Below are 17,873 nucleotides of genomic sequence, written 5' to 3' on the forward strand. Positions count from 1 at the left end.
GAGCTGAGCCGGTGTGATCGCGCGTCGACCACGGTCGGTAGTCGCACCGTTGTCATTCGCGGACGCTAACCGCGCTCCGGAGGGGGTTCAACGACCTGTCGGCATGTGTCTCGATCGGTGGCGAACAGTGACGACACGCGTCACACACGTCCCACTCAGGCGACGGACGTCGTCACTTCTGTCCAACTCCGACGGCGTCCGGCGAGTGTTGCTGCCACCTCGTCGAGCACGCCGCGGTGGATCGGCAGCGACATGTGCCCGACGCCCCGGACGAGCACGTTGCGCGCCTGCAGGTCCGGGTGGTCGCAGCGCCCGGCCGCCGACGGGATCACGACCTGGTCCCGGTCGCTGTAGACGGCGGTGACCTCGGTGCGGCACCCTGCCGCCGGCCGGTCGAGTTCCCGCAGCAGCGGTGAGTCGGGACGTAGCTGGCGCCCGACCGGGATCGGCAGCGCGTGCGCCCATCGGCTGCCGCCGTGCGGCGTCCCGAGCGTCACCAGACGGTCCACCCGGGCGTCGCCGCCCAGTCGCTGCACCAGGTAGCGGGCGACCAGACCGCCGAGGCTGTGCCCGACCACGTGCACCCGGTCGTGCCCGGTCTCCTCGCACACCCGCTCGACGTGCCGGCCCAGGGTGGCGGCGGTGCTCTCCACGTCGCGCAGGCGCGGGCTGTAGTTCCACGGGCACACCTGGGCGAAGCCCCGGCGGCGCAGGCTGCGGCGCATCACCGCGAAGATCGATCGGTTGTCGACCAGGCCGTGGACCAGGAGCACCGGTGTCCGGGCGGCCAGCGGGTCGTCGGCGAACAGGGCGCGGACAGCCGGGGACTGCAGGCCGGGCCGGAACCGGGAGTCCGGACGGAGCGGCTCCGCGCGGGTGCCCAGGGGCCACAGCAGGGCGTGGGCACCCACCCAGGCGAGCTCGGTCAGGCCGCCGGTCAGCAGGGTGGGGGACAGCAGGGAGCGCACCGCGCCGACCGGTCCGTCCGGTACGTCGCTGCCCGCCGGAGCCGTCGGCGCATGCCACGCTGGAGACGAGGGCAGGTGTGTGTTCAGCACGCCGGTCTGTCTCCTGTCCGCCTCGGCACCGCGCCGGGCGGCGCAGCGTGCACACCTGGTGTGCTCCGCCCGCGGACGGTCATGCCCTTTTGTGCCGAAAGTCACACATTGATCACACGACACGACGACGCACCGTGATCGACCGACCTGAGGAGGGGGCGCTGTGCCCGCCGGTGATCGAGCGCGCGTCCGGAACGACCGGGGAGGGACCTCGTCGGCCTCCCGCGCGGCCGGTGCCCGGGGGAACCGCCGTCCCGCCAACGGCACCCGACGGCCGGGCCCGGTCGCCCCGGCCACCGACGACCTGGTCGTCGGCCGCGTGCCGGGTGCGGCCCGGGCCGCCGGTCTGCTGCTCGTCCTGGCGGCCCTCGTCGGCGCCGCGGCGCCCTTCCCCACCTACCTCGTGGTCGGCGGCCAGGCCGTCACGCCGGTCGCCGGTCCGGTGGACGCGCTCGTGGCGCTGGTCGCGCCGCTGGCGACCCTCGCCGTCGGCCTCACCCTGGCTCTCGGCCGGGTGCCGCGCCTAGGCCTGGCCTACGCCGCGGTCCTCGGCTCCCTGGCCATCGGGCGCCTGCTCATCGAGATGTACCAGGGGCACGGGTCGACCGATCGGCCCGGCGTCGACGTGCTCGCCGGGGAGCGGGTGCTCACCAGCTCCGTGGACACCGGCGCCGGCTGGGCGCTGGGGCTGGTCGCGCTGGGGCTGACCGTCCTGGCCGGTGCCGTCGCGCTGGTCGCCTGGGGGCGCACGGTCATGGAGGACGGCGGGGCGCTGGACCCGCTGCGCCCGGCGCTGGCCGGGGCGATGGTCCTGCTCGGGGTCGTGGCCGTGCTGTGCCTGGCGTCCCCGGCGGCCGACGTCCCCGACGAGGTGGTCACCGACCCCACCACCGGGCTGGAGACGGTGGTGACCGTCGAGGGGCCGCAGGCGCTGCTGGAGCGTCCCGGGCTGGCCCTGCTGGGCGGGCTGCTCCTGGCCGGAACCCTGCTGCTCTGCTCGGTGACCGCCCCCTCGCTGCGGCCTCGGCTGGGCGCGGTGGGCGGGCTGCTGGGGATCGCGGTGTTCCTGCTCGCGGCCGGGCTGACCGGCCTGCGGGACGCCGGCCACGGCCCGGACGTCGAGTGGACCGTGCCCGGTGCCGGTCTGCTGGCCGCCGGGGTCGGCGCCCTCGGGCTGACCGTGCTGGCGTGGCGGTGGCGGGGCCGCCGTCCCGCCTCGTCCGACACGGCCTGACCCGCGGCGGGTGACCCGCGCCACAGCCGGGTCCTAGAGTCCGCGTGTGGCTACCGAACGGATCCGCGTGGTGATCGCCAAGCCCGGCCTCGACGGGCACGACCGGGGCGCGAAGGTGGTCGCCCGCGCGCTGCGGGACGCCGGCATGGAGGTCGTCTACACCGGGCTGCACCAGACGCCGGAGCAGATCGTGGAGACCGTCGTCCAGGAGGACGCCGACGCGGTCGGGCTGTCGGTGCTGTCGGGGGCGCACATGACGCTGTTCGCCCGGCTCACCGAGCTGCTGCGCGAGCGGGAGGCCGACGACGTCGTCGTCTTCGGTGGCGGGATCATCCCGGACGCCGACCGCGAGGAGCTGTCCCGCATGGGGGTGGCCGAGGTGTTCACGCCGGGGGCCAGCACCGAGGACATCGTGGCGTGGGTGCGGGAGCACGTGGGCACGTGAGGACGGCCCCCGGGGCCTGATCTGCTGCCCGGCGGAAGAGGCGGGTGCCACGTCCCGGAGGGGTGGACCGAGGGCGCGGGCCGCGGGCGAGCGGGCTACGGTGACTGCTCGTGGATCTCTTCGAGTACCAGGCCCGTGACCTGTTGGCCTCGCACGGCGTGCCCGTGCTCCCCGGTGGGGTCGCCGAGACACCCGAGCAGGCAGAGGCGATCGCCCGGGAGATCGCTGCACCCGTCGTCGTCAAGGCGCAGGTGAAGACCGGTGGCCGTGGCAAGGCCGGCGGCGTCAAGCTCGCCGACGACGCCGAGAGCGCCCGCGCTCGCGCCCAGGACATCCTCGGGCTGGACATCAAGGGCCACGTCACGCACCGCGTGATGGTCGCCCAGGCCAGCGACATCGCCGAGGAGTACTACTTCTCCTACCTGCTCGACCGGTCCAACCGCACCTTCCTGGCGATGGCCTCGGTCGAGGGCGGCATGGACATCGAGCAGCTGGCCGTCGAGCGCCCGGAGGCGCTGGCCCGCGTCCCGATCGACGCCGCCGTCGGCGTGGACGAGCAAAAGGCCGCCGAGATCGTCGACGCGGCCGGGTTCCCCGCCGAGGTGCGCGACCAGGTGATCGCCATCGCCGTGCAGCTGTGGGACGTCTTCGCCAAGGAGGACGCCACGCTGGTCGAGGTGAACCCGCTGGCCAAGACGCCCGACGGCACCGTGCTCGCGCTGGACGCGAAGGTGACCCTCGACGAGAACGCCGAGTTCCGGCACACCGAGCACGCCGCGCTCGAGGACGCCGCCTCCGCCAACCCGCTGGAGGCCGCGGCCAAGGAGAAGGGCCTCAACTACGTCAAGCTGGACGGCGAGGTCGGGATCATCGGCAACGGCGCCGGCCTGGTCATGAGCACCCTGGACGTCGTGGCCTACGCCGGGGAGGAGTTCGGCGTCAAGCCGGCCAACTTCCTGGACATCGGTGGTGGCGCGTCCGCCGAGGTCATGGCCAACGGCCTGCACATCATCCTGTCCGACCCCGCCGTGAAGAGCGTCTTCGTCAACGTCTTCGGTGGGATCACCGCCTGTGACGCCGTCGCCAACGGCATCGTCTCCGCGCTGGGCCTGCTCGGCGCCGAGGCGACCAAGCCGTTGGTCGTGCGCCTGGACGGCAACAACGTGGAGGAGGGCCGGCGGATCCTCGCCGAGGCCGACCACCCGCTGGTGACCGTGGTCGACACCATGGACGGCGCGGCCCGCCGCGCCGCCGAGCTCGCCGCCGCCTGAGGACCCCCTTCCTCCCCACCCCTCGCACGCTCGGGGCGGGCCCTGGAAGGGGCCGCCTCCTCCACTCCTGAGAACGGGACACCACAGATGTCGATCTTCCTCAACGAGAACAGCAAGGTCATCGTCCAGGGCATGACCGGCTCCGAGGGGCGCAAGCACACCCAGCGGATGCTCGCCTCCGGCACCGCGATCGTGGGCGGCGTCAACCCCCGCAAGGCCGGCGAGACCGTCGACTTCGAGGGCGCGAACGTGCCGGTGTTCGGCAGCGTCGCCGACGCCATGAAGGAGACCGGCGCCGACGTCAGCGTCATCTTCGTGCCCCCGCCGTTCGCCAAGGCCGCGGTCATCGAGGCCGTCGACGCCCAGATCGGGCTCGCGGTCGTGATCACCGAGGGCATCCCGGTGCACGACTCGACGTACGCCTGGGCGCACGCCCAGGGCGGCACGACGCGGATCATCGGCCCGAACTGCCCGGGCCTGATCAGCCCCGGGAAGTCCAACGCCGGCATCATCCCGGCGGACATCACCCAGTCCGGGACGATCGGGCTGGTCAGCAAGAGCGGCACGCTGACCTACCAGATGATGTACGAGCTGCGGGACATCGGTTTCTCCACGGCCGTCGGCATCGGTGGCGACCCGGTCGTCGGCACGACGCACATCGACTGCCTGCAGGCCTTCCAGGACGACCCGGAGACCGAGGCCATCGTGATGATCGGTGAGATCGGTGGCGACGCCGAGGAGCGGGCCGCGGACTTCATCAAGGCCAACGTCACCAAGCCGGTCGTGGGCTACGTCGCGGGCTTCACCGCGCCGGAGGGCAAGACCATGGGCCACGCCGGTGCGATCGTCTCCGGCTCGGCCGGCACCGCCGCGGCCAAGCAGGAGGCCCTCGAGGCCGCGGGTGTCCGGGTCGGGAAGACGCCGTCGGAGAGCGCCCGGATCATGCGGGAGATCGTCGGAGGCTGAGGAAGGACCCCGTACTCCCCACCCTTCGCGAGCTCAGGGCGGGGCCCGGGACGGCGGGGAAGCCGACCAGTGCGCTCGCCGGCTGACGCCGCCCTCGGACCCCGACTGCCCGGCGCCTCGTCCGAGGCGCCGGGCAGTCCCGTCTGCGCACCGGCCGGGGTGGCGCCCCGGGTGCCGGGCGGTCGGCGACGATGCTGGGGACACCTGCGGCAGGACGGGGAGGAGCACCATGACGGTCAGTGGTCCGGCGCCCGCGCCGGCGGGACGTGGTCACCGCTTCGACCGGTCCCGCCTCACCTGGATCGACGTCGCGGTGGCCGTCGGGGCGGTCCTCTACGTGGTGTGCCTGAGCGTGCCGTGGTTCCGCTACGACGGCTACGACCTCGGGTTCGGTTACCGGAGCGCGAGCTACTCGGTGAACGGGTTCGTCTCCGGGCTGCTCACCGTCGCGGCGGTCCTGGTCGTCGCCGCGGGGGTGTGGGCGCTGCTGCCGGCGCTCGCCGACGTCCGGGTGCCCTTCCCGCGGGCGACGCTCACCGTCGGGCTGGCCGCGCTCACCTTCCTGCTCACCGTCGTCGAGTGGTTGACCACGTTCGACGTCGGATTCACCCTCGCCGGACTGCTCGCCGTCCTCACGTCGGCGACCGTGGTGAGCCTCGCCGTGCTGCGGGTGCTGCCGGACCTGCGGGTCGGACCGGCGCTGCCGGAGCCGCCGGCGTCGGCACCGCCGGACCAGCCGGCCGACCCGGCCGGCCACCGCTGGCCGGGGCACGACGATGCGCCCCGGTACGGCGGCAGCTGGCAGCCGCCGCAGTCCGGACCCGGCCCGTCCCGCCCTCCCCAGCAGCCGTGACGTCGCCCGGCGCGTGCACCGGGCCTCCGCCGGTAGCGCTTGCGAGAGTGAGGGGATGACCTCCGTGCTCAGTCGCCCGACCGCCCGCGGGCCGCGGGAGGAGAGCGGAGGGCGGGGCCCGGCGACCGGCTGGCTCGCCGCCGGCACCGCCCTGGCCGTGCCGGTCGTCGGCCTGCTCGTGCTCGGGCTGGCGCTGGTCGTCGTGCAGACCCTCGACCCCGACGGCGGGTTGCCGGTCGGGTCCTCGGCGCGGCTGGCCGGGCAGCTGTGGCTGCTCGCCCACGGCGCCGAGCTCGGCCTCGACACCGGCCCGCTGCGCATCGCGCCCCTGCTGCTCACCCTGGGCATCGCCTGGGGGCTGAGCCACGCGGCCGGTGGGGTCGCCGCGCTCCGCGGGATCGCCTCGGCCCGGGGGACCGGCGCCGTCCTGGCCGTCGTCACCGCCGTGCACGCGGCGACCACCGCGCTGCTGGTCCTGGCGGCGCGCACCGACGAGGTCCCGGTCGAGCCGCTGCGGCCCGTGCTCGGGGCGGTGGTCCTGGCCGTCCTCGCCGGCGGGCTCGGCGTGCTGCGGGACTCGCCGGCCGGTGACGTCCTCGCCGACCGGTTCCCCGGCCCGGGGCGGGCGCTCTGGCGAGCGGTGGCCGTCGGCGGGCTGGTGCTCGCCGCCTGCTGCACGGCGGTGGTCGCGCTGGCGCTGGCCGGGGACGTCGACGGCGTGGCCCGGCTGGTCACCGGCCTCGGCGGGGCCAGCGCCGGCGCGGCCGGCCAGATCGGGCTGAGCCTGCTCCTGCTCCCCAACGCCGCCGCCGCGGTGGCCGGGCTCGCCGCCGGCCCCGGGTTCGCCATCGGCGCGGGCACGTTCGTCTCGACCGGCGGCGTGACCCTGGGCAGCGTGCCCGCGCTGCCGCTGATGGCCGCCCTGCCGGACACCCAGGCGGTGCCGCTGCTGGCCTTCCTGTCCCAGGCCCTGCCGGTTCTCGCCGGCCTGGCGGCGGGGACCGTGCTGGGCCGGCGGCTGGACGACGAGGACGGCGGCGCGGTCACCGCGGCGCTGTGGGGGATCGTCGCCGGTCTGGGCGTCGGCGTCGTCACCGGCCTGTGGGTGCTCGTCGCGGGCGGGCAGCTCGGGGACGCCGCGCTCGCCGAGGTGGGCGCTCCGGCGCTGGCCACCGGGCTCGCGGTCGCGGAGCAGGCCGGGATCGCCGCTGCGCCCGCCGCCGCGGTGTCCCGGTGGCGAGCCAGCGGCTGACGCCCCCGCGTGGGTCGGCCACCGGACGGCGTTGGCTAGATTCGCAGACGTGCCCGCTGACGCGACCGCCTGCCCGCGGCCCCGGGTCGTGGTGCTCCTCTCCGGCGTCGGCTCGCTGTGCGCCGCACTGCTCGACGTGGCCGACCGGCCCGGCTCGCCCTTCGACGTCGTCGCGGTCGGCGCGGACCGTGCCGACGCCGCCGGCCTCGCCGCCTCCCGCGGGCGCGGCGTGCCCACCTTCGTCTGCGCCCTCCGCGACCACCCGGACCGGGCCGCCTGGGACCGGGCACTCGCCGCCGAGCTCACCGCCCTCGCCCCCGACTGGGTGGTCACCGCGGGGTTCATGAAGATCCTCGGGCCGGCCGTGCTGGGCGCCTTCCCCGACCGGATCGTCAACAGCCATCCCGCGCTGCTGCCGGCGTTCCCGGGCGCCCACGCGGTGCGTGACGCGCTCGCCGCCGGTGTCGCCACGACCGGGACGACGGTGCACCTGGTGGACGCCGGCGTGGACACCGGTCCGGTGCTCGCCCAGCGGTCGGTGCCGGTGCTGCCCGGGGACGACGAGGCCCGCCTGCACGAGCGGATCAAGACCGTGGAGCGCGAGCTCCTGGTGCAGACGGTGGCCGCCCTGGCCGCCGGTGCGCCACTTCCGACCTCCACCCCGACCGAGGGAGAAGCCCCGATGAGCGACCGCATCCCCGTCCGCCGCGCCCTGCTCGGTGTGTACGACAAGACCGGGGTGGAGGAGCTGGCCCGCGGCCTGGCCGAGGCGGGGGTCGAGCTGGTCAGCACAGGAGCGACCGCCGCCCGGATCGCCGCCGCCGGGGTCGCCGTCACCCCGGTGGAGCAGGTCACCGGCTTCCCCGAGTGCCTGGACGGGCGGGTCAAGACCCTGCACCCGGCCGTGCACGCGGGCATCCTGGCCGACCGCCGCCGGCCCGAGCACGTGCAGCAGCTGGAGGAGCTGGACATCGTCGCGTTCGACCTGGTCGTGGTGAACCTCTACCCGTTCAGCGAGACGGTCGCCTCCGGTGCCTCGCCGGACGAGTGCGTCGAGCAGATCGACATCGGCGGCCCGGCGATGGTGCGCGCGGCGGCGAAGAACCACCCGTCGGTCGCCGTCGTCGTCGACCCCGACCGGTACGACGAGGTCCTGGCCGCCGTCGGCGCCGGCGGGTTCACGCTGACCGACCGGCAGCAGCTGGCCGCCGAGGCGTTCCGGCACACCGCGGCGTACGACGTCGCCGTCGCCTCCTGGATGGGCAACGTGCTGGTGCCCGACGACCGGAGCGGCTTCCCGTTCTGGATCGGCGGCAGCTGGGAGCGCGCCGACGTGCTGCGCTACGGGGAGAACCCGCACCAGGGCGCGGCGCTGTACCGCAGCGGGCAGCCGGGGCTCGCCGACGCCGACCAGCTGCACGGCAAGCAGATGTCCTACAACAACTACGTCGACACCGACGCCGCCTGGCGGGCCGCCCACGACCACGCCGACCCCTGCGTGGCGATCATCAAGCACGCCAACCCGTGCGGCATCGCCGTCGGGGCGGACATCGCCGCGGCGCACCGCAAGGCGCATGCCTGCGATCCGGTGTCGGCGTTCGGTGGGGTGATCGCGGCCAACCGCGAGGTCGACCTCACCCTGGCCGAGCAGATCTCGGACGTGTTCACCGAGGTCGTCGTCGCCCCGTCGTTCACCGAGGACGCCCTGGGCGTGCTGATGCAGAAGAAGAACATCCGGCTGCTGCGGATGCCCGCCGTCCCCCGGCTGGCCGTGGAGATGCGCCCGGTCAGCGGCGGCCTGCTGCTGCAGACGGCCGACCGGATCGACGCCGCCGGGGACGACCCGACCTCGTGGAAGCTGGCCACCGGTCAGCCGGTGGACGCCGCGGCGCTCGACGACCTGGTCTTCGCCTGGCGCGCGGTGCGCGCGGTGAAGAGCAACGCGATCCTGCTGGCCGCCGACCGGGCCACCGTCGGGGTGGGGATGGGGCAGGTCAACCGGGTGGACTCGGCCCGGCTGGCGACCGCCCGGGCGGGGGAGCGGGCCGCCGGGGCGGTGGCCGCCTCCGACGCGTTCTTCCCCTTCGCCGACGGGCTGCAGGTGCTGCTGGACGCCGGGGTGCGCGCCGTGGTGCAGCCCGGCGGCTCGGTCCGGGACGACGAGGTCATCGCCGCGGCGGAGGCCGCGGGCGTGACCATGTACCTCACCGGCACCCGGCACTTCGCCCACTGACGAAGGACCCCGTGCCCCCCAACGCTCGCAAGCTCGCGCCGGGCCCCTGCACGGGGCCTGAGCCGCAGGTCGATCCGCCCGAGCCCGACACCATCTGGGAGGACGAGGACCTCGCCGGCGTCGAGTGGGACTGTGCCGAGCTCGAGCGGGTCACCTTCGTGGAGTGCCGGTTCGACGACGCGTCGATGGCGGAGCTGGTCACCCGGCGCTGCGTGTTCGACCGGTGCGTCCTCACCGGGGTGGCGATGAGCGGCTCCGTGCACGAGGGGTCGGCGTTCCTCTCGTGCCGGTTCGACCGGGCCACGCTGTTCGACGTCACCTGGACCAGTTGCAAGCTCACCGGCTCGCAGTTCCCCGGCGCCACGCTGCGGTCGATGACGACGACCGAGAGCGACTGGAGCTACACGTCGCTGCGCGGGGCGGACCTCTCCGGGCTGGACCTGTCGGGGCTGCGGCTGGCCGAGGCCGACCTCGTCGACGCGGACCTGCGGGAGTGTGACCTCACCCGCGCGGACCTGCGGCACGCCCGCGTGCAGGGCACCAAGCTGCGCGGCGCGGACCTGCGGGGCGCGGAGACCGACGGGATCAACTGGCGGGCGCTCGACCTCGACGGCGTCCGGCTGGACCTGGGCCAGGCTGTCCGGTTCGCCCACGCCCACGGCGCCGTGGTCGCCGACTGATCCGGGCGCGGTCGCGCCCTGGGCGGCGGGGGCGGCCGGTGGCCGCGGTGCGGTCCGGTGAGACCGCGATGTCAGAGCCTCCTGCCGATCTCGGGGCCCGTCATCAGCGCCTTGAGGGCACCGAGACCGCCCAGGCCGGCGACCGCGACGCCGAGCCAGCCGCCGACGGCGTAGCGGTCGACGTCCCAGTCGGCCGCGGCCAGCGGCACGAGCACCCCCGCCGCCGCCACCACCGTGACGAGCAGCGCGAGCGCACCGAGGAACCGGTGGGTGTGGGCCGGCACGTACAGCAGCAGCCCGATCAGGAAGAGCGCCGCACCACCGAGGACGACGGCCAGCGGCTGCCACGAGCCGGTGTCCCACAGCCGCCAGGCGTCGGTGGACCAGTCGGCGACCCCGGCGCGGACCAGGTCCATGCCGGAGCGGCCGCCGTGCACCCAGACCACCAGCAGGCTGATCCCGGCCGCGAAGCCGGCGAGCAGGAGCAGCAGCCCGGCGACCGTGTCCGCGCGCCGCACGACCACCGGCCGGTCGCTCCACTCCGGCTGCGTGCGCCCCGGCCAGGACTGCTGCGGCCCGGTCGGCTGCGGACCCGTCCCCTGTGGCTCGGGCTGCCAGATCGGCCGCTGCGGGAACCCGGCCTCCTCGTGCCGGGGCGGTGACCACGGCGGCACCACCAGGGTCTCCTGCCGGTCGCGCTCCGCTCCGCCCAGCACCTCGGTGGGGCGGTGGGTTCCGGTGTCCTCGCCCGCTGGGCCGTCGGTGGGTGGGCTGCCCTGGCGGTCGCCGGGCTCGCTCATGGGGCCTCCCTCGCGCGCGGGTGGGGAGACCCGCGGCTCTCGGTGTCCGGAGCCTAGGCGGTGGACGGCGTCGGGCAGACTGCAACACGTGGCGGCGACGATCCTGGACGGCAAGGCGACCGCGGCGGCGATCCGGGAGGAACTGACCGCGCGGGTGGCCCGTCTGGCCGACGCGGGACGGCTGCCGGGGCTGGGCACCCTGCTCGTCGGCGACGACCCGGGCAGCAGGTGGTACGTGCAGGCCAAGCACAAGGACTGCGCCCAGGTGGGCATCGCCAGCCTCCAGCGGGAGCTGCCGGCCACCGCGTCCCTCACCGACGTGCTCGAGGTGGTCGACGAGCTGAACGCCGATCCCGGCTGCACCGGCTACATCGTCCAGCTGCCGCTGCCGCGGGGGATCGACGCGAGCGTCGTCCTCGAGCGGATGGACCCGGCCAAGGACGCGGACGGCCTGCACCCGATCAACCTCGGCCGGCTGGTGCTCGGCATCCCCGGGCCGCTGCCCTGCACCCCGGTGGGCATCGTCGAGCTGCTCCGCCGCTACGACGTCCCGGTGGCCGGCGCGGAGGTCGTCGTCATCGGCCGCGGCATCACCGTGGGCCGGCCGCTGGGCCTGCTGCTCACCCGGCGGAGCGAGAACGCCACGGTCACGCTGTGCCACACCGGCACCCGCGACCTGGCCGCGCACACCCGGACCGCCGACGTCGTCGTCGCCGCGGCCGGCGTGCCGGAGCTCGTCACCGCCGACATGGTCAAGCCGGGAGCGGCCGTCCTGGACGTCGGCGTCAGCCGGGTCGACGGGAAGATCGCCGGGGACGTCGCCGCCGACGTCCGTGAGGTCGCCGGCTTCGTGGCGCCCAACCCGGGCGGCGTCGGCCCGATGACCCGCGCGATGCTGCTGGCCAACGTCGTCCTCGCCGCTGAGCTGGCGACCGGCGCAGAGGCACTGACGGCATGACAGCCCCGGGCCCGGCCCGCGCGCCGCTCTACGTCCGGCGGCCGCTGCTCGCCGGCTTCCTCCGGCAGTGGCCGCTGACGGTCGTCATCGCCGTCGTCGCGGTGGGCCTGCTGCTCGTCGCGGCCGAGCAGTGGCGCCGCGGGCTGGTCGTCATGGGGGTCGCGCTGCTCGGGGCGACGCTGCTGCGGCTGCTCCTGCCGGTGCGGCAGATGGGCTTCCTCGCCGTCCGCAGCCGGCCGGTGGACGTCACCCTGACCGGTGCGGCCGGGCTCGCGCTGGTCCTCCTGGCGTGGAACGTCCCCCCGACCTGACCCCGGCAACGCCACCCGCATGGCCGGGGCACCCCGTCCGGGGCTAGGTTGGCGGGCATGGCAGCGTCGCCCCGGAAGGGCAAGGTGACCGTCGTCGGCGCCGGCTTCTACGGCTCGACCACCGCACAACGTCTCGCGGAGTACGACGTCTTCGAGACGGTCGTGCTCACCGACATCCTCGAGGGCCGCCCCGAGGGGCTCGCACTCGACATCAACCAATCCCGGCCGATCGAGGGCTTCGAGACCCGGGTGGTCGGGGTGGGTGGTGGCTCGTACGCCGGCACCGAGGGCTCCGACGTCGTCGTCATCACCGCCGGCCTGCCGCGCAAGCCCGGCATGAGCCGGATGGACCTGCTGGAGACGAACGCCCGGATCGTGCGCTCGGTCGCCGAGGAGGTGGCCCGCACCTCGCCGGACGCCGTCGTCATCGTCGTCTCCAACCCGCTGGACGAGATGACGGCGCTGGCCCAGCTGGCCACCGGCTTCCCGCAGCACCGGGTCATGGGCCAGGCCGGGATGCTCGACACCGCGCGGTTCGCCAACAACGTCGCCGAGGAGCTCGGCGTGGCGGTGGCCTCGGTGCGCACCCTGACCCTCGGCTCGCACGGCGACACGATGGTGCCCGTGCCGTCCCGGTGCACCGTCGACGGCAAGCCGCTGGCCGACGTGCTGTCCGAGGACCGCATCGCCCACCTCGTCGACCGCACCCGCAACGGGGGCGCCGAGGTGGTGGCGCTGCTGAAGACCGGTTCGGCGTACTTCGCGCCGTCCGCGGCGGCGGCCCGGATGGCCCGCGCGGTCATCGAGGACTCCGGGGCGGTCCTGCCCGTGTGCGCCTGGGTCGACGGGGAGTACGGCATCTCCGGGGTCTACCTGGGGGTGGAGGCCGAGATCGGCCGGGACGGCGTCCGGCGGGTCGTGCAGACCGACCTGTCCGACAGCGAGCTGGCGGGCCTGCGCGAGGCCGCCGAGGCGGTACGCGCCAAGCAGGCCGATGTGGCCGACCTCTGACCTCGACGGTCAGAGCTGCAGAGAGGGAAGACAGGACACGTGAGCAAGATCAAGGTCGAGGGCACCGTCGTCGAGCTCGACGGCGACGAGATGACCCGGATCATCTGGCAGTTCATCAAGGACCAGCTGATCCTCCCGTACCTCGACGTCAACCTCGAGTACTACGACCTGGGCATCGAGAAGCGCGACGAGACCGACGACCAGATCACGGTCGACGCGGCCAACGCGATCAAGAAGCACGGCGTGGGCGTCAAGTGCGCCACCATCACCCCGGACGAGGCGCGGGTCGAGGAGTTCGGCCTCAAGCGGATGTACCGGTCGCCCAACGGGACGATCCGCAACATCCTCGGCGGCGTCATCTTCCGCGAGCCGATCATCATGTCCAACGTGCCGCGGTTGGTGCCGGGCTGGACCAAGCCGATCGTCGTCGGCCGTCACGCGTTCGGTGACCAGTACCGGGCCACCGACTTCACGTTCCCCGGCGAGGGGACGCTGACGCTGACCTTCCAGCCGAAGGACGGCGGCGAGCCGATCGAGCGCGAGGTGTTCCAGTCTCCCGGCGCCGGTGTCGCGCTGGCGATGTACAACCTGGACGACTCGATCCGCGACTTCGCGCGGGCGTCACTGAACTACGGCCTGCAGCGCGGGTACCCGGTCTACCTGTCGACCAAGAACACGATCCTCAAGGCCTACGACGGCCGCTTCAAGGACCTGTTCGCCGAGGTCTTCGAGGCCGAGTTCAAGGACCAGTTCGAGAAGGCCGGGATCACCTACGAGCACCGCCTGATCGACGACATGGTCGCCGCCTCCCTGAAGTGGGAGGGCGGCTACGTCTGGGCCTGCAAGAACTACGACGGCGACGTCCAGTCCGACACGGTCGCGCAGGGCTTCGGCTCGCTGGGGCTGATGACGTCGGTGCTGATGAGCCCCGACGGCCGCACCGTCGAGGCCGAGGCCGCGCACGGCACGGTCACCCGGCACTTCCGGCAGCACCAGCAGGGCAAGGAGACCTCGACCAACCCGATCGCGTCGATCTTCGCCTGGACGCGGGGCCTGGCCCACCGCGGCAAGCTGGACGGCACCCCCGAGGTGACCCGGTTCGCCGAGACCCTGGAGCGGGTCTGCATCGAGACCGTCGAGAGCGGTCAGATGACCAAGGACCTCGCGCTGCTGATCTCCAAGGACGCCCCCTGGCTGACCACCCAGGACTTCCTGGCGGCCATCGACACCAACCTGCAGAAGGCCATGGCCTGAGAAAGGACCCCCTGCCCCCGCCACTCGCAGGCCCGCGGCGGGACCCTGCAGGGGGGCCGGACGACGACGGCCCCCGCGACCACCGGTCGCGGGGGCCGTTCCGCGTGTCGGGGGGCCTCGGGGACGTCGAGATCGGGGAAACCGGGCGCCGAAGAGGCTCAGGCGGCCCGGGATCCCCCGATCTCGACGGCGATCAGACGCCGAAGTCCTGGGTCCACCACGGGCCGCCGGCGCCCTGGGCCACGCCGACCCCGAGCGTCCGCAGGCTGCAGTCGAGGATGTTCTCCCGGTGCCCGGGGGACTTCATCCAGGCCGCCATCACGGCCGCCGCGTCCCGCTGGCCCTGGGCGATGTTCTCCGCGCGCATCGACGGGACCCCCGCCGCGTCCGCCCGGTCCCAGGGGGAGACGCCGTCCGGGGTGTCGTGCGCGAAGTAGTGACGGTCCCGCATGTCCGCACTGTGCGCGCGGGCCACCGCGGCCAGGTCCGGGTCCGCGGTGAGGGCGGGGCAGCCGGCCGCCGTCCGCTCCATGTTCACCAGCGCGAGGACCTGTCCCTCGACGGTCGGGTCCGCCGCTGCCGGCGCGGGAGCGGGGGCCGGCGCGGGTGCGGGCGCGTCGGAGGCGGACGGCACGGGCTCGGGCGACCGGCTCGGCGGGGTCGTCGCCGGCTCGGTCCCGGCCGGCGCCGTCACGACGGCCGACGAGGCCGGACCGGCCGGCGCCGACGGTTCGGAGGGCGTCGCGGTGGTCGCCGGCGCGCTGGTGGAGGCCGGAGCGGGAGCCGGAGCCGGCGGAGTCGGCGGGCCGCCGGTCGGACCGGCGGACGGCGCGAGGTCGGTGAGCACGCCGTCCGCGGTCGCACCGGCCAGGCGCGGGACCACCTCGCTGCGCATCAGGGAGGTGCCGGAGACGACGAGCACCACCAGGGCCACGACCAGCAGGACCGGGGTGGCGAGGCGGTGGGCGGGCACGCGCGGCGAGGGCGGGCGGGGTGGCACGGGACCGTCCTCAGGAGACAGCGGATCTGTAACGGGTTTGAGGGTAACCGGGCACGCAACGTGATCGGTAGCGGACGCCGGGGAACATCCCCAAGGGTGACGGGAGTTGTCCCCGCAGATCTGCGCACTGCCGCAGCCACTACCGTGGGGAGTTCCGGGAGCGTCCCGGCTGAGCCCACACCTCTGGAGGAGCACGCCGCTCGTGAGCGACGTCTGGCTCAACATCATCATGGTCGTCGCGTTCGTCATGGTCGGCGGCGCGTTCTCCGGGGCGGAGATCGCCCTGGTCTCCCTCCGGGAGTCGCAGGTGCGCTCGCTGGCCGATTCCGGCCGCCGCGGACAGGCGCTGAACAAGCTGCTCGCCGACCCCAACCGCTTCCTCGCCGCCGTGCAGGTGGGCGTCACCCTGGCCGGCTTCTTCTCCGCGGCCTTCGGTGCCAGCACGCTGTCCCGGCCGCTCGCCGACTGGGCGGCGGTCCAGTTCGGCCTGTCCCGCGGACTCGCCGGCACGCTGGCCCTCGTCGCGGTCACCATCGCGATCAGCTACCTGTCCCTCGTCGTCGGTGAGCTGACCCCCAAGCGGCTCGCGCTGCAGCGGGCCGAGGGCTTCTCGCTGGTCGTCGCCGCGCCGCTCAACGCCATCGCGAAGCTGTTCCGGCCGGTCATCTGGCTGCTGTCGAAGAGCACCGACCTGCTGGTCCGCCTGCTGGGTGGCGACCCGAAGCTGAGCGGTGAGTCGATCAGCCAGGAGGAGCTGCGCGACCTCGTCGCCGCGCACGAGTCACTGTCCAGCGACGAGCGCCGGCTCATCGACGAGGTCTTCCGCGCCGGGGACCGGGAGGTGCGCGAGGTCATGACCCCGCGCACCGAGGTGCACTTCCTCGAGGCCTCGATGACGGCCAGCCGCGCGGCCAAGCAGGTGGCCGACTCCAACTGGTCGCGCTACCCGGTCGTGGGCCGCAACGAGGACGACGTCGTGGGGTTCGTGCACGTGCGCGACCTGTTCCTGCCCGGCCACCCCGCCGGCCGGGCGGCGACCGTCGGCGACCTCGCCCGTGAGGTCAAGCGGCTGCCCGGCACCGCCAAGGTGCTCACCGCGCTGTCGGAGATGCGCCGGGAGAACCGGCACTTCGCCATCGTCGTCGACGAGTACGGCGGCACCGACGGGATCGTGACGCTCGAGGACCTCATCGAGGAGGTCATCGGCGACATCTACGACGAGTACGACGCCGCCGTCGCCGCGGAGTCCGGTGAGCCGTCCGACGGCCCCCACGAGGTCGACGGGCTGCTCAACCTGGACGACTTCAGCGAGGCGACCGGGCTGGAGCTGCCCGAGGGCCCCTACGAGACGGCCGCCGGGTTCGTGCTGGCCGAGCTCGGCCGGCTCCCGGTGGTCGGGGACTCGGTGGCCGTGCAGGGCCGCCGGCTGACGGTGCTCGAGCTCGACGGCCGCCGGATCGCCCGTATCTCGGTCAGCCCGGCGCCGCAGACCGCGGACGAGACCACCGCAGAGGCCAGCGCTAGCTGAGGTCCCCGTGCAGGGTCCCGCCGCGAGCTTGCGAGTGGTGTGGGGCACGGGGGTCCTTCGTGAACGACCAGGCGTCGCCGACGATCTCGCGCAGGTCGGTGTGCGCCGGGGCCCAGCCCAGGTCGTCGTGGATACGCGCGGAGCTGGCCACCAGCCGCGCCGGGTCCCCGGTCCGCCGGGGCCCGGCGATGACCGGCAGCGGATGGCCGGTGACCTCGCGGACGGCGTCGACCATCTCCTGCACGGAGAAGCCGCTGCCGCTGCCCAGGTTGTAGATGCGGTGCTCGCCGGGCGCGGGGGCCGGCAGCGCGAGCAGGTGCGCGGCGGCGAGGTCCTTGACGTGCACGTAGTCGCGGATGCAGGTGCCGTCGGGGGTCGGGTAGTCCTGCCCGTGGACGGTCAGCGCGTCCCGGGTCCCGGAGGCCACCTGCAGGGCGATCGGGATCAGGTGCGTCTCGGTGGCGTGCCGCTCGCCCCGGCCGTACGCCGCCCCACCCACGTTGAAGTACCGGAGGCTCACCGCGGCGAACGAGTGGGCCACCGCGTACGAGGTCAGCATGTGGTCGACGGCGAGCTTGCTGGCCCCGTAGGTGTTGGTGGGCCGGGTCGGCGCCGTCTCCAGGATCGGCACCTCCTCCGGCTCGCCGTAGGTGGCCGCGGTGGAGGAGAAGACGATCCGGCGGCAGTCGGCCGCGCGCATCGCCTCGAGCAGCGCCAGCGTGCCCCCGACGTTGTGGTGCCAGTAGACCTCGGGCTCGACCTGGCTCTGCCCGACCAGGCTCTTGGCCGCGAAGTGCAGCACCGCCTCGGGGGCGACCTCCGCCAGCACGGGCGCGGAGTCGTGCAGCGAGGCCCGCACGAACCGGGCGCCCTCGGGGACGGCGTCCTCGTGGCCGGTCGAGAGGTCGTCGAGCACCGTGACGTCGTGGCCGTCGGCCAGCAGGGCTGCGGTGACTACGCTGCCGATGTACCCGGCTCCGCCGGTGACGAGAACGCGCATGGTGCGAGCCTAGACAGCA

17 protein-coding genes are annotated in these 17,873 nt (G+C 74.2%); 13 read left to right on the forward strand and 4 right to left on the reverse strand.

All coding sequences use genetic code 11. The features are described 5' to 3' along the window. Positions 1-155: 155 nt before the first annotated feature. Positions 156-1,058: an esterase/lipase family protein gene (locus tag HK417_RS18185; RefSeq protein WP_308123688.1), complete on the reverse strand. Its 903-nt coding sequence runs from the start codon at positions 1,056-1,058 to the stop codon at positions 156-158. Positions 1,059-1,221: 163 nt separating this feature from the next. On the opposite strand from HK417_RS18185, the gene HK417_RS18190 reads away from it, so the two are divergent. The 8 genes from HK417_RS18190 (at position 1,222) to HK417_RS18230 (ending at position 9,992) form a co-directional block, all read left to right on the forward strand. Beyond that, positions 1,222-2,292 carry a hypothetical protein gene (locus HK417_RS18190; protein ID WP_308123689.1) on the forward strand — a complete coding sequence of 357 codons (1,071 nt, stop codon included), beginning with the start codon at positions 1,222-1,224 and terminating at the stop codon, positions 2,290-2,292. Between the two features lie 46 nt (positions 2,293-2,338). Then, positions 2,339-2,737: a cobalamin B12-binding domain-containing protein gene (locus HK417_RS18195; protein WP_222269171.1), complete on the forward strand. Its 399-nt coding sequence runs from the start codon at positions 2,339-2,341 to the stop codon at positions 2,735-2,737. A 110-nt stretch (positions 2,738-2,847) separates the two neighbouring features. After that, positions 2,848-4,008, forward strand: a complete 1,161-nt coding sequence (gene sucC, locus HK417_RS18200) for an ADP-forming succinate--CoA ligase subunit beta (RefSeq protein ID WP_222269174.1) — start codon at positions 2,848-2,850, stop codon at positions 4,006-4,008. An 87-nt stretch (positions 4,009-4,095) separates the two neighbouring features. Further along, entirely contained in the window at positions 4,096-4,974 is an 879-nt protein-coding gene (gene sucD, locus HK417_RS18205) for a succinate--CoA ligase subunit alpha (RefSeq protein WP_222269177.1), read from the forward strand. Between the two features lie 229 nt (positions 4,975-5,203). Beyond that, complete coding sequence (locus HK417_RS18210; RefSeq protein ID WP_222269180.1) at positions 5,204-5,827, forward strand: hypothetical protein; 624 nt, start codon at positions 5,204-5,206, stop codon at positions 5,825-5,827. A gap of 55 nt (positions 5,828-5,882) precedes the next feature. Beyond that, entirely contained in the window at positions 5,883-7,079 is a 1,197-nt protein-coding gene (locus HK417_RS18215) for a cell division protein PerM (RefSeq protein WP_222269183.1), read from the forward strand. A 49-nt stretch (positions 7,080-7,128) separates the two neighbouring features. Continuing rightward, positions 7,129-9,312: a bifunctional phosphoribosylaminoimidazolecarboxamide formyltransferase/IMP cyclohydrolase gene (gene purH, locus HK417_RS18225; RefSeq protein WP_308123690.1), complete on the forward strand. Its 2,184-nt coding sequence runs from the start codon at positions 7,129-7,131 to the stop codon at positions 9,310-9,312. A gap of 11 nt (positions 9,313-9,323) precedes the next feature. After that, on the forward strand, positions 9,324-9,992 hold the full coding sequence (locus HK417_RS18230; protein ID WP_222269186.1) for a pentapeptide repeat-containing protein: 669 nt from the start codon (positions 9,324-9,326) through the stop codon (positions 9,990-9,992). Positions 9,993-10,063: 71 nt separating this feature from the next. Here the strand turns inward: HK417_RS18230 and HK417_RS18235 are convergent, their stop codons facing one another. Then, entirely contained in the window at positions 10,064-10,792 is a 729-nt protein-coding gene (locus HK417_RS18235; protein WP_261327201.1) for a hypothetical protein, read from the reverse strand. 88 nt (positions 10,793-10,880) lie between these two features. Between HK417_RS18235 and HK417_RS18240 the strand changes: the two genes are divergently transcribed. Genes HK417_RS18240 through HK417_RS18255 form a run of 4 tightly spaced genes read left to right on the forward strand, consistent with a single transcriptional unit; the run spans position 10,881 to position 14,326 of the window. Continuing rightward, a complete protein-coding gene (locus tag HK417_RS18240) occupies positions 10,881-11,750 on the forward strand; it encodes a bifunctional methylenetetrahydrofolate dehydrogenase/methenyltetrahydrofolate cyclohydrolase (RefSeq protein WP_308123691.1) in 870 nt (289 codons plus the stop codon). Beyond that, entirely contained in the window at positions 11,747-12,061 is a 315-nt protein-coding gene (locus tag HK417_RS18245; protein WP_222269192.1) for a DUF3017 domain-containing protein, read from the forward strand. The genes HK417_RS18240 and HK417_RS18245 overlap by 4 nt, the downstream gene beginning before the upstream one ends. A 57-nt stretch (positions 12,062-12,118) precedes the next feature. Beyond that, the gene (mdh, locus tag HK417_RS18250) at positions 12,119-13,072 is read left to right on the forward strand and encodes a malate dehydrogenase (protein ID WP_222269195.1); all 954 of its coding nucleotides are present in this window, start codon (positions 12,119-12,121) and stop codon (positions 13,070-13,072) included. A gap of 39 nt (positions 13,073-13,111) precedes the next feature. Beyond that, the gene (locus tag HK417_RS18255; protein ID WP_222269198.1) at positions 13,112-14,326 is read left to right on the forward strand and encodes an NADP-dependent isocitrate dehydrogenase; all 1,215 of its coding nucleotides are present in this window, start codon (positions 13,112-13,114) and stop codon (positions 14,324-14,326) included. 193 nt (positions 14,327-14,519) lie between these two features. Here the strand turns inward: HK417_RS18255 and HK417_RS25670 are convergent, their stop codons facing one another. After that, positions 14,520-15,326: a CAP domain-containing protein gene (locus HK417_RS25670; RefSeq protein WP_308123692.1), complete on the reverse strand. Its 807-nt coding sequence runs from the start codon at positions 15,324-15,326 to the stop codon at positions 14,520-14,522. Between the two features lie 202 nt (positions 15,327-15,528). On the opposite strand from HK417_RS25670, the gene HK417_RS18265 reads away from it, so the two are divergent. After that, positions 15,529-16,854, forward strand: a complete 1,326-nt coding sequence (locus HK417_RS18265; RefSeq protein ID WP_222269201.1) for a hemolysin family protein — start codon at positions 15,529-15,531, stop codon at positions 16,852-16,854. Here HK417_RS18265 and galE read toward each other — a convergent pair. Then, positions 16,847-17,854 carry a UDP-glucose 4-epimerase GalE gene (gene galE, locus HK417_RS18270; protein ID WP_222269203.1) on the reverse strand — a complete coding sequence of 336 codons (1,008 nt, stop codon included), beginning with the start codon at positions 17,852-17,854 and terminating at the stop codon, positions 16,847-16,849. The two genes, HK417_RS18265 and galE, sit on opposite strands and share 8 nt — an antisense overlap. Between the last annotated feature and the right edge of the window lie 19 nt (positions 17,855-17,873).

It is taken from the genome of Modestobacter marinus (assembly GCF_019799945.1).
Classification (GTDB): domain Bacteria; phylum Actinomycetota; class Actinomycetes; order Mycobacteriales; family Geodermatophilaceae; genus Modestobacter; species Modestobacter marinus_B.

What these genes read in the sequence shown, in the direction of transcription:
- sucD (WP_222269177.1), top strand. Translation starts at nt 4,096, where the DNA reads ATGTCGATCTTCCTCAACGAGAACAGCAAGGTCATCGTCCAGGGCATG.
- HK417_RS18210 (WP_222269180.1), top strand. Translation starts at nt 5,204, where the DNA reads ATGACGGTCAGTGGTCCGGCGCCCGCGCCGGCGGGACGTGGTCACCGC.
- HK417_RS18215 (WP_222269183.1), top strand. Translation starts at nt 5,883, where the DNA reads ATGACCTCCGTGCTCAGTCGCCCGACCGCCCGCGGGCCGCGGGAGGAG.
- HK417_RS18235 (WP_261327201.1), bottom strand. Translation starts at nt 10,792, where the DNA reads ATGAGCGAGCCCGGCGACCGCCAGGGCAGCCCACCCACCGACGGCCCA.
- HK417_RS18245 (WP_222269192.1), top strand. Translation starts at nt 11,747, where the DNA reads ATGACAGCCCCGGGCCCGGCCCGCGCGCCGCTCTACGTCCGGCGGCCG.
- mdh (WP_222269195.1), top strand. Translation starts at nt 12,119, where the DNA reads ATGGCAGCGTCGCCCCGGAAGGGCAAGGTGACCGTCGTCGGCGCCGGC.
- galE (WP_222269203.1), bottom strand. Translation starts at nt 17,854, where the DNA reads ATGCGCGTTCTCGTCACCGGCGGAGCCGGGTACATCGGCAGCGTAGTC.